A 13,352-nucleotide genomic window follows, 5' to 3' on the forward strand; every position below is an offset into this window, starting at 1 on the left:
CCCGGCCGGGCCGTGCTGTCCGGTTCACAGCTCGACCCGGCGTCTCCTGATCACCACGTAGAGATCGACGACGGCGACGACGGTCAGCACGAAGCAGACGACGGCGAAGCCGGTCAGCGCGCCCCGGGAGGGCACACCGGTCGGCTTCGCCATCGCCGCGACGACGGCGAAGGCGGCCGTCATCAGGGCGAAGACCGGTATGAAGATCACTGAGAGCAGGAAGCGCAGTCTGAGGGCACTGCGTGCGGTGGCCGGCTCGGTCCCGCTGCGCCAGCGGCGCGGTGTGGTCGCATAGCGCATGCTGTCCACCTCCGTCCGGATCGGGGTACCCCGGCCGCTCCGGGTTATTCCGGCGGTAGGCTCGGCGTCGTGGCGTTTCGCCCCCTGGCGGGAGCGCGAGGAACGGAGGATCCGGCGTGAGCATCGCGGTGTGCACCATCTGCACCGGGACCGGACGGCTGGCCGGTCTGCAGTGCCGGACCTGCAAGGGCACGGGCACCACCGAGCGGGACGGCGGCGGCAACTGCTTCCTGTGCAGCGGGACCGGCACCTACACCCGCTATCGTGTTTCGGCCGACGGCAGCAAGCAGGCTTACCGCGAGGAACCGTGCCGGACCTGCGACGGAACGGGGTCGATCACCGGGAGCCACCCCGTCGACGCTTGATCGACCATCAGTTCGCTCTTTCTGGGCCCGCGTCAAGCGGCTACCGTGGACGTACTCTTCGTAGTCGATGCGAGGTCGTCATGGTCGCCACCGTCACCTACTCCCGGTACTGCGCCCACTGCGGCACCCCGGTCTCCGAGGGGCCGGAGGGTGGCTACGTCTGCGGTGCATGTTTCCACGTGGTCGAGCCGCTCGGCGCGGACGAGGCGCGCAAGGCCCGCCGGATCGAGCGGGCCGCGATGGTCGTGGAGGCAGCCCGGTTACGCGCGATGCGCGAGCGCTGATCGCTCGGTCGAGCAGGCGTCCGGGCTGCGCCCTCTCCGGAGCTGCGAACGTGCTGCGACGTGTTCGAACGCATGGTTCGGCGCGGCCGGCCGCGCCCGGCGCACAGTCGTGTCCGGCGGTGCCGCCCGGCGTGCGCCGTTGTGCACCGGGCCGCATCCCCGGCGGGGATCCGTCTGTCCGTGCGCCTCGGCGGCGCCCGGTTCCGGACCGGAAAAAGACGTAGCGCCTTTGGTCATCTTCTGCCCGCGATGACCAGAGGCGCTACGACGGACGGACTAGTCGAGCGGACCACCGGCTACGTAAATCACCTGTCCGCTGACGAAGCCCGCGCCCTCGCTGGCGAGGAACGAGATGGTGTGCGCGATGTCCTCGGGCGCACCCACCCGCTGGACCGGGATCTGGGTGGCCGCGGCCTCCTTGAAGGCCTCGAACTCCATGCCGACCCGGGCCGCGGTGGCGGCGGTCATGTCGGTGGCGATGAACCCGGGGGCCACCGCGTTGGCGGTGATGCCGAACTTGCCCAGCTCGATGGCCAGGGTCTTGGTGAAGCCCTGCAGGCCCGCCTTGGCGGCCGAGTAGTTGGCCTGGCCGCGGTTGCCCTGCGCCGAGGAGGAGGAGAGGTTGACGATGCGACCGAAGCCGGCGTCGACCATGTGCTTCTGCACCGCACGGGTCATCAGGAACGCGCCGCGCAGGTGCACGCTCATCACGGTGTCCCAGTCGGCGGCCGACATCTTGAAGAGCAGGTTGTCGCGGAGCACCCCCGCGTTGTTCACCAGCACCACCGGCGTGCCGAGTTGGGCCGCGATCCGGTCCACGGCGGCCTGCACCTGGGCCTCGTCCGAGACGTCCGCGCCGACGGCCAGGGCCTGCCCGCCGGCGGCGATGATCTTCTCGACGGTGTCCTTGCCGGCCGACTCCTCCAGGTCCACCACCGCGACGGCGTAGCCGTCGGCGGCCAGTCGCTGGGCGGTGGCGGCACCGATGCCGCGGGCGGCGCCGGTGACGATCGCGACCCGGGGCGTGCTGCTCTGTTCCGTCATGCGTCGTACTCATCTCTCTTGGTTCGGAAGGGCCGGTCGGGCCGAGTGGGCCGGAGGTGGCCGCGGTCCCGCTGGTGCCGGAGCGCCCCGGAGTTGGGGGCGAGAGCGTTGTGCGGTCACCCTACCGGCGGGTAGTTGAGGGGACCAGAGCGCCTTGCCGGGCTGTTCCTGACCGAACGCTGGGGGAGAAATACCACAAGTCCGCCGAACATCCGTCTACTATCTGCCCCTGCCTGCCGCTGGGCGGACTCCGTTTGTATAGTGTGCGCCAGCAGCCGTCGGCTGCACGGCGGAGCTCCCCTCGATTCGGGTCGAAATCAGTGCGGTTGATCTCGATTCGGGCCGGGGGAGGCCAGCACGCCGCTACTGCCCCGCCCGGGTGTCCCACAGCACGCCGGGTGTGACATCAGGACGGATTCATGGTGCTGGGGGAGATCCCGACGACCCGTGTGCCCGGACGGCTTCAGCAGTCGCCCGGTCACCTCATCCGCGTGGCCCAGCAGGTGCACACCCGGCTGTGGTCCGAACACGTGGGAGCCGAACTGACGGCTCCTCAATTCGCGGTCCTGCTCGCGCTCGCTCTCGAACCGGGCGCCGACCAGCGCACCGTGGGCGAACGAGCCTCGCTGGACAAGGCGACGATGGCCGAGATGGTCGCTCGGCTGGTACGGCGTGGCCTGGTGCTGCGCCGCCGCGATCCGGCGGACGGCCGGCGCAAGTTGCTCGCGCTCTCGCAGAACGGCGCCCAGGCGGTCCGTGAGGCCACCGGCGGCGTGGTGCGCGTTCAGCGCACCCTGTTCGAGCCGCTGACCAGCGACGAGCAGCTCGATCTTGTTCGATTCCTGGCCAAGATAGCCAAGTTGGAGCCGGCCGCGGTGGCCGCGCTGACCGACACCAGGCCGCTGCTGGACGCGCAGCGGGCGGTCGGCTACCTGATCAGGGTCGGCCAGCAGGTGCACACCAAGCTCTGGTCCGAGCACGTCGGATCGGAGCTGACGGCACCTCAGTTCGCCGTGCTGGACGCCCTGGAGAGCGAACCAGGGGCTGACCAGCGCACCGTCGGCGAGCTGGCCTCGCTGGACAAGGCGACGATGGCCGAGATGGTCAGCCGACTGGTACGGCGCGGTCTGGTGCTGCGTCGGCGCGATCCCTCGGACGGGCGGCGCAACCTGCTCTCGCTCTCGCCGACCGGTCAGGAGCTGCTGCACAGCGCCGCGGCCGGAGTGGCGGAAGTGGAGCGGCTGCTGCTCGAACCGCTGGATCCGGCCGAGCACCAGCCGGCCATTGCCCTGCTGGCAAAGGCGGCTCGACTCGCACCGGTGGCGTAACGATTCGCCCGGAAATTCCTGGGAATTGTCTGGGAATTACCTGAAGTTACGCATAGGTGTGGGCGCCCGTCGACTGACGGGAGCCCACACCTGAAAAAACGGACCCGGACTGAGCGCGGTTCAACTATCCGCACTCAGTTAGTCCCGGAAGCATCAGTGCTCCGGGAGAGGCCGGATCGGCCGATCCCATGAGCCGGTGACTCAGTTCCAGTCGAAGGTGGTCGGCTCGGGGCCCAGGCGCTTGCCGGTCTCGATGCCGGCGATCGCGGCGAGGTCCTCGGCGTCCAGCTCGAAGCCGGTCACCGCCAGGTTCTCCTTGATCCGCGAGGGGGTGACCGACTTCGGGATCGCGATCAGACCGCTCTGCAGGTGCCAGCGGAGCACCACCTGGGCGGTGGTCCGACCGTGCTTGGCGGCGATCTCGGTCAGGACCGGCTCGGTGAGCAGGTCCTTGCCCTGGCCCAGCGGGCTCCAGGCCTCGGTGGCGATGCCGTGCTCGGCGTGGAAGGCGCGCAGCTCGTGCTGCGGGAAGTGCGGGTGCAGCTCGACCTGGTTGAGCGCCGGCACCACCGAGGTGGTCTCGAACAGGTGGGTCAGCTCGGCCCGGCCGAAGTTGGAGACACCGATCGCCCTGGTGCGACCCGAGGCGAGCAGCTCCTCCAGGCCCTGCCAGACGTTGGCGTAGCTGCCGTGCATCGGGCGCGGCCAGTGGATCAGGTAGAGGTCGACGTACTCCAGGCCGAGCTTGGCCAGCGAGGCGTCGAACTCGCTGAGCACGGCCTCCCGGCCGGCCTGGCCGCTCCAGTCGCGGGTGCCGCTGTTCCACAGCTTGGTGGTGATGAACAGCTCGTCGCGGGGGACGCCGGCCTGTCGGATGCCGAGGCCGGTGCCGGTCTCGTTCTCGTAGATGGCGGCGGTGTCGATGCTGCGGTAGCCCGCCTCGATGGCGGTCCGCACGGCGGCGGTCGCCTCGTCGTCGGGAACCTGCCAGACGCCGAAACCGAGCTGCGGGATCGCGACGCCGTTGTTCAGGGTGATCGTGGGGATGGTGCTCACGAGCTGTGGTGGCCCTTCGGGGTTGTCGAATTCTGCCGTCGGGTCAACAAGCGGCAGCTTCCGGGTGTTCCCGGCGCGGCGGATTGTGCCTGGTCCGGGCCGTCGGCCACCCGCTTGGGCGCCCCGCGCTACTCCGTTCGGGGCAGCTGGCGGCGGATCGCACGATCAGTCGGGGCCGCGGGGCGCAGACTGCCCGGGTGACCAGAAAATCGGACCCGTTCGCAGGACAGAAGCGGCAGGGCGACATCGCCGGCATCCCTACCAGGCTGATCGCCGGGGTGGTGCTCTTCGCGCTCGCGCTGTGGTTCCTGCTGGCCAATCTCAACAACGTCAAGATCCAGTTCTGGGTGTTCACCGTGACGGCACCGCTCTGGATCGCGCTCGCCGCGACACTGCTGATCGGTGGGGTGATCGGCTACCTGTTCAAGGGCCGACGCGAGGGGCGGTAGCCCGCGCCACCAGCCGGGATCCGGCGTCAGTGATCACTGCAAGTAGGCCTTGGTGAGCGATTGCCAACTTCTGCTTATGATTCAGGGATGCTGGACTCCCGACACATCCGGACCTTCCACGAGGTGGTCAGCACCGGCTCGTACACCGCCGCCGCCCGCTCGCTCGGCTACACCCAACCGGCCGTCACCCAGCAGATCCGTGCGCTGGAACGGGAGACCGGGGTCCCGCTCTTCACCCGGGACGGCCGCCGGATGCGGCTGACCGAGGCCGGCGAGACGCTGGCCCGGCACGCCGCGGTGATCCTCGGCAACCTCGGCGCCGCGCAGCAGCAGCTCCAGGCGCTGGCCCGGCTGCGGGCCGGACGGGTGCGGGTCTGCGCCTTCCCCAGCGCCAACGCCACCCTGATCCCCGCGGCGATGGCCCGGCTGCTGGCCGACCACCCGGCGGTGCGGGTCGAACTGCTGGAGGCCGAGCCGCCCGAGTCGCTGAACAAGCTGCTGGCCGGCGAGTGCGACATCGCGCTCTCCTTCAGCTACCCGGGGATGCGCGCCGAGCTGCCGGGCGAGCTGGTGGAGATTCCGCTGATGGAGGACCTGCTGACGGTGCTGCTGCCGGTCGGCCATCCGCTGGGCCGCCGGCACGCCGTGCGGCTGGCCGAGCTGGCCCAGGCCCGGTGGATCGCCGGGTGCGCGCGCTGCCGGGCGAACTTCCTGCACATCTGCACGGAGGCGGGCTTCGAACCCGACATCGTCTTCACCACGGACGACAACCTGGCACTGCAGAGCCTGGTGGCGGCCGGGGTGGGGCTGGCGGTGGCGCCCTCGCTGGTCCTGTCCTTCCTGTGCCACCGCAAGGTCACCGGGCGGGCGCTGGAGCCGCACGTCCGCCGCCAGGTCTGCGCCTACGTGCTGCGCGAGCACCTGCTGCTGCCCGCCACCGAGCTGGTGCTGGACGGACTGCGCTCGGCCGCCGCGGCCCGGCTCGGCTGCTGAGTCGCCGTCAGGCAGGTTCTCGGGCAGTGATGCTGAGGAGCCGTCACCCCGAGGACCGGGGCGGATCGATAAGCGGGCGTAGGGGAACGCCAAGAAACGCTGCTTGGACGCGGCCGAGGGCCGGGGCGGAAGCTGCTGGCATGACAGCGACCACCACGGCCCGTCCGGCCGCTCGCATCACACCGTTGGCCGAGGCACTGGTGGCGCGGATCCGCGCCGTGGTGAGCCGAGGTCTGACCCCCGCGCTGACCGCCGGGCTGGCGGCCGAGGAGCTGCGCGGCTTCCTCGGCGACCCCGAACTGCTCACCGCCGAGCAGCAGCTCGGCGACCCGGACCACTACCGCCAGCACGTGCTGCACGCCGAGGTGGACGGCAGCTTCTCGGTGGTCGCGCTGGTCTGGCTCCCCGGGCAGCAGACCGCGATCCACGACCACGTCTCCTGGTGCGTGGCCGGGGTGCACCAGGGCCAGGAGAGCGAGCGCCGCTACCGGCTGGTCCCCGAGGGCACCGGTACGGCGCGGCTGGTCGCCACCGAGGACGTGGTCAACCCGCTCGGCTCGGTCGCCGGTTTCGCGCCGCCCGGGGACATCCACCTGGTGCGCAACTCCTGTAGCGGCACCGCGATCTCGATCCACCTCTACGGCGCGGACGTGCTGCGCCTGGGCAGCAGCGTCCGCCGCGTCTACCAGTGCCCGGAGGGCGAGCAGGACCAGGGGGTGTCCGGCCGGGCAGCTTGCTGACGGGGCGCCGGTGTGGGGGACCTGCCGGGACGGGCCGGTGGGGGCGGCCCCAGGGGAGCCCGGCGGATGGCGCCCCGTCAGCTGCTGCTGCGGCTAGGAGAACGGATCGGGCTTGAGCGGCGCTGACGATTCGCTTGCGTTGCTGGTCACCGGTGCGGGCGCGACGTGGTTGTCGGGCGCGAACGGGTCGAAGTCCGGCGGTGGGACGTTCACCCGGGTGCCCTTGGAGGCTGCGGCCGGCTCGGGTGCGCTCTGGGGTTCGGTCTGCGGCGCGAAGGGGTCGAAGTCCGGCGGTGGGACGTTGACCGGGGTGCCCTTGGGGGCCTGCGCCTCGGCCGGCTCGGCGGCGGGTGCGCTCGGGGGCTCGGTCTGCGGGGCGAACGGGTCGAAGTCCGGCGGCGGGACGTTGACGCGGGTGCCCTTGCCGGGTGCGGGGGCGGGCGCGGCGGTGGTGGCCGGTGCGGCGGTGGGGGCCGTGGTGGGCTTGGCCGGCGCGCTGGGCGAGTTGCGGGTGACGGTGCCGAAGGGGTCGAGCGGCTCGTTCTTCACCACCGTGCCGAACGGGTCGAGCGCCGACGGGGCGGGCTCGGGCTGCGGTTCGGGCGCGGCGGCGGCCACCGGGGCCGCGGTGGGAGCTGCGGCCGGCTCGGGTGCGCTCTGGGGTTCGGTCTGCGGCGCGAAGGGGTCGAAGTCCGGCGGGGGGACGTTGACCGGGGTGCCCTTCCTGGCGGGCTCGGGCTGCGGCTCGGGCGCGGGGGTGGGTGCGGGCGCGACGACGGGCGGCGCGGGCGGGGCCGCAGGCGCGGTCGGGGGCATCGGGGGTGGCGGCGGTGCGGCGACCGGGGGAGCGGGCTGCGCGGGCAGCGGCGCGGGTGCAGGTACGGGTGCGGGCGCCGGAGCAGGTGCCGGAGCGGGTGCCGGCTGTGGAGCCGGAGCCGGGGCTGGTGCCGGGGCGGGCGGCTGGGCCACCGGCGTCACCGTCGCCGGCGCGAACGCAGCGGCGCCGGAGCCCGGGTCGAGCCGCCCGTCCACCCCGTCCCAGCCGAACTCCACGCTCTGCAGCAGCTCCGCGAAGACGGTCGCGTACAGCTCCCAGTCCTCGCCGTGCGCGGTCCCCAGCTGCACGGTCAGCAGCGAGACGCCGTCCGGCAGCGGCAGGAACGCCTGGACCACCGAGGAGACCACCCAGCGCCGGGTGCCGTCGGCGGCCAGCGCGGCCGGGATCGCCCCGGTCCGGCCCTGGACCAGCACCACGGCGGGACCGGACGGCAGGATCACCGTCCACACCTCCGCCTGGGGGCGGGAGGTGGCCAGTTCGGCGGCGAGCTCGGCGATCGGTGTCCGGTCCCGGTGCAGCGCGACGACCAGCGAGGCGTTGCTCGGCCGCCCCTCGATCCGCACCGCCGCGATCGCGCTGAACCGCACGTCGGCAGCCGCGTTCTCGTCCAGCAGCGCGGCGTTGAGCACGGCCCAGTCCCGGCGGGCGGACGGACCCTCGGCGGCGAACAGCTCCTCCGCCACCTCGCCGAGCTGCTCGGCCGAGGCCTGGTCGCCGCCGCGCGCGGTCAGCGCGTGGAAGGCGGGCGGCACGCTCAGCCGCACCTCCACCCCGCTGCCGGTGGGCAGTTCGGCGGGAAACAGGGTCTGCCGGCCGGCGGCGAGCTCGGCCAGCGGTGCGGCGAAGGGTGGCCGCAGCCGGGCGGCCGAGGGCTCGGCGGTGACCGGCAGCTGGAAGGCGGCCAGCGTGGTCGCCGCCACCCCGCGCACCGGCTCGCGGCCGTAGCGGACCAGCAACTGCTCGACGGTGCCGGCGGCCGAGCCGGTGGGCGGCTGCGTGGCGCAGGAGACCAGGGTGCCGCGGCCGGGGCGGGCCAGCCGGCCGTGGCCGCTCTGGTGGAGCCAGGTGTCGAAGAGGGCGGGGCCCGGCGACTGCTCCGCGCCGGCCGCGCGCGGGCCGGCGAAGAGGGCCTCGGGCGCCTGCCGGCTGACGTCGGGACCGAGCAGCGCCTCGGCCAGCGAGTCGAGCGTCGCGGAGATCCGTTCGGCGGGGGCCACCACGGCCGCTCCCGCCAGGCCCACCGCCGCCTGACCGCCTGCTCCCGCCAGGCCCATGGGCGCGCCCCCGTGGCCGTCCTGCGTCATGCTCCGCAGCCCCCGATCGCTCTCTGTCGTGCTGTTCCGTCCGCTCCGCTGTTGTATCAGACCGGCCGGACGGCCCTGGCTACGTGCCCGCCTGCTCGGGATCCGGCGCCGGGGCGACCAGGGCACCGAGGGCCTCGGGCAGGCCGGGCACGGTCAGCAGGCCGCTGAGGTCGCGCACCAGCGCGCCGGTCGGGGTGCCCGGGTGCTCGGCGGCCAGGAAGCCGGGCAGCGCGGCGGCCAGCTCCGGCTCGCGCGCGGCCGTCACCACCAGGGCGGCCACGAAGTCCTGCACCAGCCGCTGGCGGACCTGCCCGCGGGGCGGCTGCTGCCGGTCGGCCAGCCAGGCGAGCGAGCTGATCTCGGCGTTGGCGATCCAGGTCCGCACCGCCAGCCGCAGCCCGGGGCTCGGATCCGCCAGTGCGAGGTGGGCCAGGATCTGGTCCTGGGCGGCCTGCCGGACCTCGTCGATCACCGCGTTGGTGCCGGGGCTGGCCGCCACCGAGCCGCCGCGCAGCAGGGCCGCGAAGCCGGGGCCGTGGCCGGCCACGAAGTCCAGGTAGCGGTCCATCACTCGGGCCAGCCGCTCGGAGAGCGGGCCGGTGTGCGGCTCCTCGAAGCGGCCGGCCAGCTCCTGCCCGGCCCGGCGCAGCGACTCCTCGTAGATCGCCTGCTTGCCGGGGAAGTAGTGGTAGACCAGCGGCCGGGAGGCGCCCGCCGCCGCCGCGATGTCGTCGATCGACACCTCTTCCGGCGGCCGGGCGCTGAACAGTTCCAGGGCGACGGCGATCAGCTGCTCACGCCGCTCGTCGACGCTCAACCGCCGTCGCGGCTGGGCTCTGGCCGCGGGCTGGGACGCCGCGTGCGGCGTGCGGGGGGACATGGGCGTCACCCTATCCAGCCCTGCGATCCGGCCCCACCCCTGTCAGGGGGCCGGAGGTCCGCTCGCGGATGTGACGAAAGTCTGACGTCCCGGCCGCGAGCGGCCCGGCCCTCATCAACGGCGGTGACAATGGCGGACGTGAACGACGATGCACCGACCCGAGGCACTCCGGTCGGCCGACGTGTCCTGCTCGGGATGCTCGGCCTGGGCGTGGCCGGGGTCGCCGCGGGCCCGACCCTGTCCAACGCCGTGAACTCGGCGCTGGCCGGGATAGCGCAGAAGGACCCGACCGGGCTGACCGGCCTGCTGCCCGACTCCGGCGGTTTCCGCTACTACTCGGTCACCGGCCCGGTTCCGGTCAGGACGGCTGCCGACTACCGGCTCTCCATCGGTGGCCTGGTGGACCGGCCGCGCAGCTACACGCTGGCCGACCTCCAGGCGCTGCCGCAGACCCGGTTGGTGCACGACGTGCAGTGCGTGACCGGCTGGCGGGTGCCCGGCACGCCGTTCGAAGGGGTCAGGCTCGCGGACCTGTTGACGGCGGCCGGAGTCCAGGCGGGCGGCACCGCCGTGCACTTCACCTGCTTCGACGGCAGTTACACCGAGAGCCTCACGCTGGACCAGGCACGCCGGGATGACGTGCTGGTGGCGCTGAAGATGCAGGACAAACCGGTCACCCACGACCACGGCGGCCCGGTGCGGCTCTACGTGGCGCCGATGTACTTCTACAAGTCGGCGAAGTGGCTCTCCGGCATCACCGTCACACCCAAGGTCGAGACCGGTTACTGGGAGAACTACGGCTATGACGTCGACGCCTGGGTCGGGAAGTCGAACGGGCGCGACGATGCCCCGACCAGCTGACATGGACGGGGACCGGCCGCTGCCCCGGTTCACCCGCGCCGAGCGCTGGGTGCACCGCTGCACGGCGACGCTGATGCTGATCTGCATCGCCACCGCCGCCTGCCTCTACCTGCCGCAGCTGGCCGAGCTGGTGGGCCGCCGGCGCCTGGTGGAGACGGTGCACGAGTGGTCGGGGCTGGCGCTGCCGGTGCCACTGCTGCTTGGCCTCGGCTCCCGGGCGCTGCGCCGGGACCTGGGCCGGCTGAACCGCTTCGCGCCCTACGACCGGGAGTGGCTGAAGGCGGCGCTGTGGCGCTCCTACCGGCGCAGCGCCGGGAAGTTCAACGCGGGGCAGAAGCTCTGGGCGAGCTGGATCGCGGGCGCCACGCTGGTGATGCTCGGCACCGGGCTGCTGATGTGGTTCACCGGCCTGGCCCCGCTGAGCTGGCGCACCGGGGCGACCTTCGTGCACGACTGGCTGGCGCTCGCGGTGGGCGTGGTGGTCGGCGGCCACCTGTGGATGGCGCTGCGCGACCCGCAGGCCCGGCGCGGGATGCGCACCGGGTGGGTGGAGCGTGACTGGGCGGTGCGCGAGCACCCGCAGTGGGAGCCCACCGAGGAGGAGGGCGACCGGACGAGCGGTCCGGGCCGCGCCCCCGCGCGGCTGCCGGATCAGCCGCGGGCCAGGTAGCGCCGGTAGGCCTCGCGCCCGTCGGGGACGAACTCCCAGCGGGTCAGCCGGTCGGCGACCTCGGCGTCGGTGAGCCAGCCGTGCCAGTCGATCTCCTCGGCCTGCGGCGCCACCGGTCCGGTCCAGCGGGCCTCGTGCACGTCGCAGAACCAGGAGTGGCCGGGCTCCTCGAAGAGGAAGCGGAACAGCGGCTCGGTGCTGATGCCGGTCACGCCCAGCTCCTCCTCGGCCTCCCGGACGGCGGCCTCGGCGTAGCTCTCGCCGGTGCCGACCACCCCGCCGACGAAGACGTCGTGGGCGCCCGGCGCGAAGAGCTTGTCGGCCGAGCGGCGGTGCACGAAGATCCGCCCCTCGGCGTCGCGGACCAGGATCATCACGCAGCGGTGGGTCAGGTTGCGCCGGTAGACCTCGCCGCGCGGCTCGGTGCCGATCACCCGGTCGTGCTCGTCGACCACGTCCAGCAGTTCATCCCGAGGATCACTCATGATGATCAGACTAGGCTGCTGAGGGAATCGGCGGGGCGAAGACGGCGGGATGGACGCGCGGTGGTGGAGATCTGGGGCGAGACGGCGCCGGGGTACGAGCCGGTGCGGGCGGCCTTCGAGCGGAACTTCCGCGACTACGGCGAGCTCGGTGCGGCCGTGGCGCTCTATGTCCGCGGGCACAAGGTGGTGGACCTGTGGGGAGGCGACGCGCGGCCCGAGGTCGGCGGCCGGCCGGCGCCCGCGGTGGCCTGGACGGCGGACACCGCCCAGGTGCTGCGCTCGGTGACCAAGGGCTGCACGGCCGCCGTCGCGCTGCTGCTGGCCCAGCGCGGCCTGCTCGACCTGGACGCGCCGGTGGCCGGGTACTGGCCGGAGTTCAAGGCGGCCGGCAAGGAGCGGATCCCGGTGCGCTGGCTGCTCTCGCACCGCGCCGGGCTGCCCGCGCTGGACACCCCGCTGCGGGTGGAGGACGTGCTGGCCTGGGAGCCCGCGGTGGCCGCCGTCGCCGCGCAGGCGCCGGCCTGGGAGCCGGGCAGCGCGCACGGCTACCACCCCTACACCTTCGGCTGGCTGGTCGGCGAGGTGGTGCGGCGGGTGAGCGGACGCACGGTGGGGCGGTACTTCGCCGAGGAGATCGCCCGGCCGCTCGGCCTGGACCTGTGGATCGGGCTGCCGGGCGGAGCCGCGCCCCGGGTGGGCCGGCTGGTGGACCTGCCCGCGCCGCCGGTCGCCGTCGGTGAGGGGTCGGGCGGGCTGCGACTGCGGCCCAAGCGCTCGGTGGTGGCCGCCTACCAGGACCCGGCCTCGCTGACCGCCCGCGCCTTCGGGGCCGTCGAACCGCGGCTGGACCTGAACGACCCGGCCGTGCAGGCCGCCGAGATCCCCGGCGCCAACGGGGTCGGCACGGCCCGCGCGGTGGCCCGCTTCTACGCGGCGCTGATCGGTGCGGCCGACCGGCCCGGTGGCCCGCCCGGGCAGCCGCTGCCCGCGCTCTTCTCGCCCGCGACGCTGGCCGAGGCGGTGGGGCCGGCCGCCGATGGGCCCGACCGGGTGCTGATCGTCAACTCGCGCTTCGGGCACGGTTACTTCCGGCACAGTTCGACCTCGCCGATGACCTCGCCCGCGGCCTTCGGACACCCGGGGCGCGGCGGAGCGCTGGGGTTCGCCGATCCGGAGCTCGGGCTGGGCTTCGGCTACGTCACCTGCGGGATGCAGCCGGGGGTGACCGGCGACATCCGCTCGCGGGGGCTGATCGCGGCCGTGCGGTCCTGCCTCGCCGCCTGAGGGCGCTCCCTCCGGGGGTCCCTCCGGGAGGCCCGACGGTGGGCCGCCCGACGCGAGGCCGGGCGGCCCACCGGTTCAGCCGAGTTCCGCCGTCTCCTGGTCGGTCAGCAGCCGCGAGCGGGTCAGGAACCGCTGCCCGGTCGGCGTCTCCAGCGAGAAGCCGCTGCCGCGCCCGGGCACCACGTCGATGGTCAGGTGGGTGTGCGACCAGTAGGCGAACTGGTCGCGGGCCATCCAGACACCGACCGGGTCGCGCAGCCCGGTCACCGTCAGCTCGCCGAGCAGCACATCGCTCTCGGAGGTGCGGAACTCCCCGGCGGGGTAGCACATCGGCGCCGACCCGTCGCAGCAGCCGCCGGACTGATGGAACATCAGCGGCCCGTGCTCCAGCGCGAGTTCGCGCAGCAGCTCGGCCGCCGCCGCCGTGATCGCCACCCGTGCCATCAGCGGGTCCCGCCCGTCGCAAGCCCG

At 73.3% G+C, this 13,352-nt stretch carries 16 protein-coding genes; 9 read left to right on the forward strand and 7 right to left on the reverse strand.

Features of this window, described 5'->3' with window-relative positions; translation table 11 throughout:
• Nucleotides 1-24: 24 nt before the first annotated feature.
• On the reverse strand, nt 25-300 hold the full coding sequence (locus tag OG294_RS32515; protein ID WP_327070128.1) for a DUF6343 family protein: 276 nt from the start codon (nt 298-300) through the stop codon (nt 25-27).
• A gap of 116 nt (nt 301-416) precedes the next feature.
• On the opposite strand from OG294_RS32515, the gene OG294_RS32520 reads away from it, so the two are divergent.
• A complete protein-coding gene (locus OG294_RS32520; protein WP_184934133.1) occupies nt 417-665 on the forward strand; it encodes a hypothetical protein in 249 nt (82 codons plus the stop codon).
• 80 nt (nt 666-745) lie between these two features.
• A complete protein-coding gene (locus OG294_RS32525) occupies nt 746-949 on the forward strand; it encodes a hypothetical protein (protein ID WP_327070129.1) in 204 nt (67 codons plus the stop codon).
• A 276-nt stretch (nt 950-1,225) separates the two neighbouring features.
• Here OG294_RS32525 and fabG read toward each other — a convergent pair whose 3' ends face one another.
• Complete coding sequence (fabG, locus tag OG294_RS32530; RefSeq protein WP_327070130.1) at nt 1,226-1,993, reverse strand: 3-oxoacyl-ACP reductase FabG; 768 nt, start codon at nt 1,991-1,993, stop codon at nt 1,226-1,228.
• Between the two features lie 491 nt (nt 1,994-2,484).
• On the opposite strand from fabG, the gene OG294_RS32535 reads away from it, so the two are divergent.
• Nucleotides 2,485-3,321 carry a MarR family winged helix-turn-helix transcriptional regulator gene (locus OG294_RS32535; RefSeq protein WP_327070131.1) on the forward strand — a complete coding sequence of 279 codons (837 nt, stop codon included), beginning with the start codon at nt 2,485-2,487 and terminating at the stop codon, nt 3,319-3,321.
• Between the two features lie 201 nt (nt 3,322-3,522).
• On the opposite strand, the gene OG294_RS32540 is transcribed toward OG294_RS32535, so the two are convergent.
• The gene (locus tag OG294_RS32540; RefSeq protein WP_327070132.1) at nt 3,523-4,377 is read right to left on the reverse strand and encodes an aldo/keto reductase; all 855 of its coding nucleotides are present in this window, start codon (nt 4,375-4,377) and stop codon (nt 3,523-3,525) included.
• A 197-nt stretch (nt 4,378-4,574) separates the two neighbouring features.
• Between OG294_RS32540 and OG294_RS32545 the strand changes: the two genes are divergently transcribed.
• From OG294_RS32545 to OG294_RS32555, 3 genes are all read left to right on the forward strand, one after another.
• Nucleotides 4,575-4,826: a LapA family protein gene (locus OG294_RS32545; protein WP_327070133.1), complete on the forward strand. Its 252-nt coding sequence runs from the start codon at nt 4,575-4,577 to the stop codon at nt 4,824-4,826.
• A gap of 87 nt (nt 4,827-4,913) precedes the next feature.
• On the forward strand, nt 4,914-5,819 hold the full coding sequence (locus OG294_RS32550) for a LysR family transcriptional regulator (protein ID WP_327070134.1): 906 nt from the start codon (nt 4,914-4,916) through the stop codon (nt 5,817-5,819).
• A 140-nt stretch (nt 5,820-5,959) separates the two neighbouring features.
• Complete coding sequence (locus OG294_RS32555) at nt 5,960-6,559, forward strand: cysteine dioxygenase family protein (protein ID WP_327070135.1); 600 nt, start codon at nt 5,960-5,962, stop codon at nt 6,557-6,559.
• Nucleotides 6,560-6,652: 93 nt separating this feature from the next.
• On the opposite strand, the gene OG294_RS32560 is transcribed toward OG294_RS32555, so the two are convergent.
• Nucleotides 6,653-8,701, reverse strand: coding sequence for a hypothetical protein (locus tag OG294_RS32560; RefSeq protein ID WP_327070136.1), 2,049 nt, complete (start codon nt 8,699-8,701; stop codon nt 6,653-6,655).
• A gap of 79 nt (nt 8,702-8,780) precedes the next feature.
• A complete protein-coding gene (locus OG294_RS32565) occupies nt 8,781-9,581 on the reverse strand; it encodes a TetR/AcrR family transcriptional regulator (protein ID WP_327070137.1) in 801 nt (266 codons plus the stop codon).
• A gap of 129 nt (nt 9,582-9,710) precedes the next feature.
• Between OG294_RS32565 and OG294_RS32570 the strand changes: the two genes are divergently transcribed.
• Entirely contained in the window at nt 9,711-10,442 is a 732-nt protein-coding gene (locus OG294_RS32570; RefSeq protein ID WP_442789262.1) for a molybdopterin-dependent oxidoreductase, read from the forward strand.
• Entirely contained in the window at nt 10,426-11,112 is a 687-nt protein-coding gene (locus OG294_RS32575) for a cytochrome b/b6 domain-containing protein (RefSeq protein WP_327070138.1), read from the forward strand. Before OG294_RS32570 ends, OG294_RS32575 begins: the two co-directional genes overlap by 17 nt.
• On the opposite strand, the gene OG294_RS32580 is transcribed toward OG294_RS32575, so the two are convergent.
• Complete coding sequence (locus tag OG294_RS32580; RefSeq protein WP_327070139.1) at nt 11,094-11,597, reverse strand: NUDIX hydrolase; 504 nt, start codon at nt 11,595-11,597, stop codon at nt 11,094-11,096. The genes OG294_RS32575 and OG294_RS32580 overlap by 19 nt on opposite strands.
• 60 nt (nt 11,598-11,657) lie before the next feature.
• On the opposite strand from OG294_RS32580, the gene OG294_RS32585 reads away from it, so the two are divergent.
• On the forward strand, nt 11,658-12,881 hold the full coding sequence (locus OG294_RS32585) for a serine hydrolase domain-containing protein (RefSeq protein WP_327070140.1): 1,224 nt from the start codon (nt 11,658-11,660) through the stop codon (nt 12,879-12,881).
• Nucleotides 12,882-12,956: 75 nt separating this feature from the next.
• Here OG294_RS32585 and OG294_RS32590 read toward each other — a convergent pair whose 3' ends face one another.
• Complete coding sequence (locus OG294_RS32590; RefSeq protein WP_327070141.1) at nt 12,957-13,325, reverse strand: DUF779 domain-containing protein; 369 nt, start codon at nt 13,323-13,325, stop codon at nt 12,957-12,959.
• Between the last annotated feature and the right edge of the window lie 27 nt (nt 13,326-13,352).

The sequence above is a fragment of the Kitasatospora sp. NBC_01302 genome (assembly GCF_035976515.1).
Classification (GTDB): domain Bacteria; phylum Actinomycetota; class Actinomycetes; order Streptomycetales; family Streptomycetaceae; genus Kitasatospora.

Excerpts from the sequence above, each read along its gene's own strand:
- OG294_RS32525 (WP_327070129.1), top strand. The coding sequence starts at position 746 with ATGGTCGCCACCGTCACCTACTCCCGGTACTGCGCCCACTGCGGCACC.
- OG294_RS32560 (WP_327070136.1), bottom strand. The coding sequence starts at position 8,701 with ATGACGCAGGACGGCCACGGGGGCGCGCCCATGGGCCTGGCGGGAGCA.
- fabG (WP_327070130.1), bottom strand. The coding sequence starts at position 1,993 with ATGACGGAACAGAGCAGCACGCCCCGGGTCGCGATCGTCACCGGCGCC.
- OG294_RS32575 (WP_327070138.1), top strand. The coding sequence starts at position 10,426 with ATGCCCCGACCAGCTGACATGGACGGGGACCGGCCGCTGCCCCGGTTC.
- OG294_RS32555 (WP_327070135.1), top strand. The coding sequence starts at position 5,960 with ATGACAGCGACCACCACGGCCCGTCCGGCCGCTCGCATCACACCGTTG.
- OG294_RS32580 (WP_327070139.1), bottom strand. The coding sequence starts at position 11,597 with ATGAGTGATCCTCGGGATGAACTGCTGGACGTGGTCGACGAGCACGAC.
- OG294_RS32590 (WP_327070141.1), bottom strand. The coding sequence starts at position 13,325 with ATGGCACGGGTGGCGATCACGGCGGCGGCGGCCGAGCTGCTGCGCGAA.
- OG294_RS32515 (WP_327070128.1), bottom strand. The coding sequence starts at position 300 with ATGCGCTATGCGACCACACCGCGCCGCTGGCGCAGCGGGACCGAGCCG.
- OG294_RS32550 (WP_327070134.1), top strand. The coding sequence starts at position 4,914 with ATGCTGGACTCCCGACACATCCGGACCTTCCACGAGGTGGTCAGCACC.
- OG294_RS32570 (WP_442789262.1), top strand. The coding sequence starts at position 9,711 with ATGGCGGACGTGAACGACGATGCACCGACCCGAGGCACTCCGGTCGGC.
- OG294_RS32565 (WP_327070137.1), bottom strand. The coding sequence starts at position 9,581 with ATGTCCCCCCGCACGCCGCACGCGGCGTCCCAGCCCGCGGCCAGAGCC.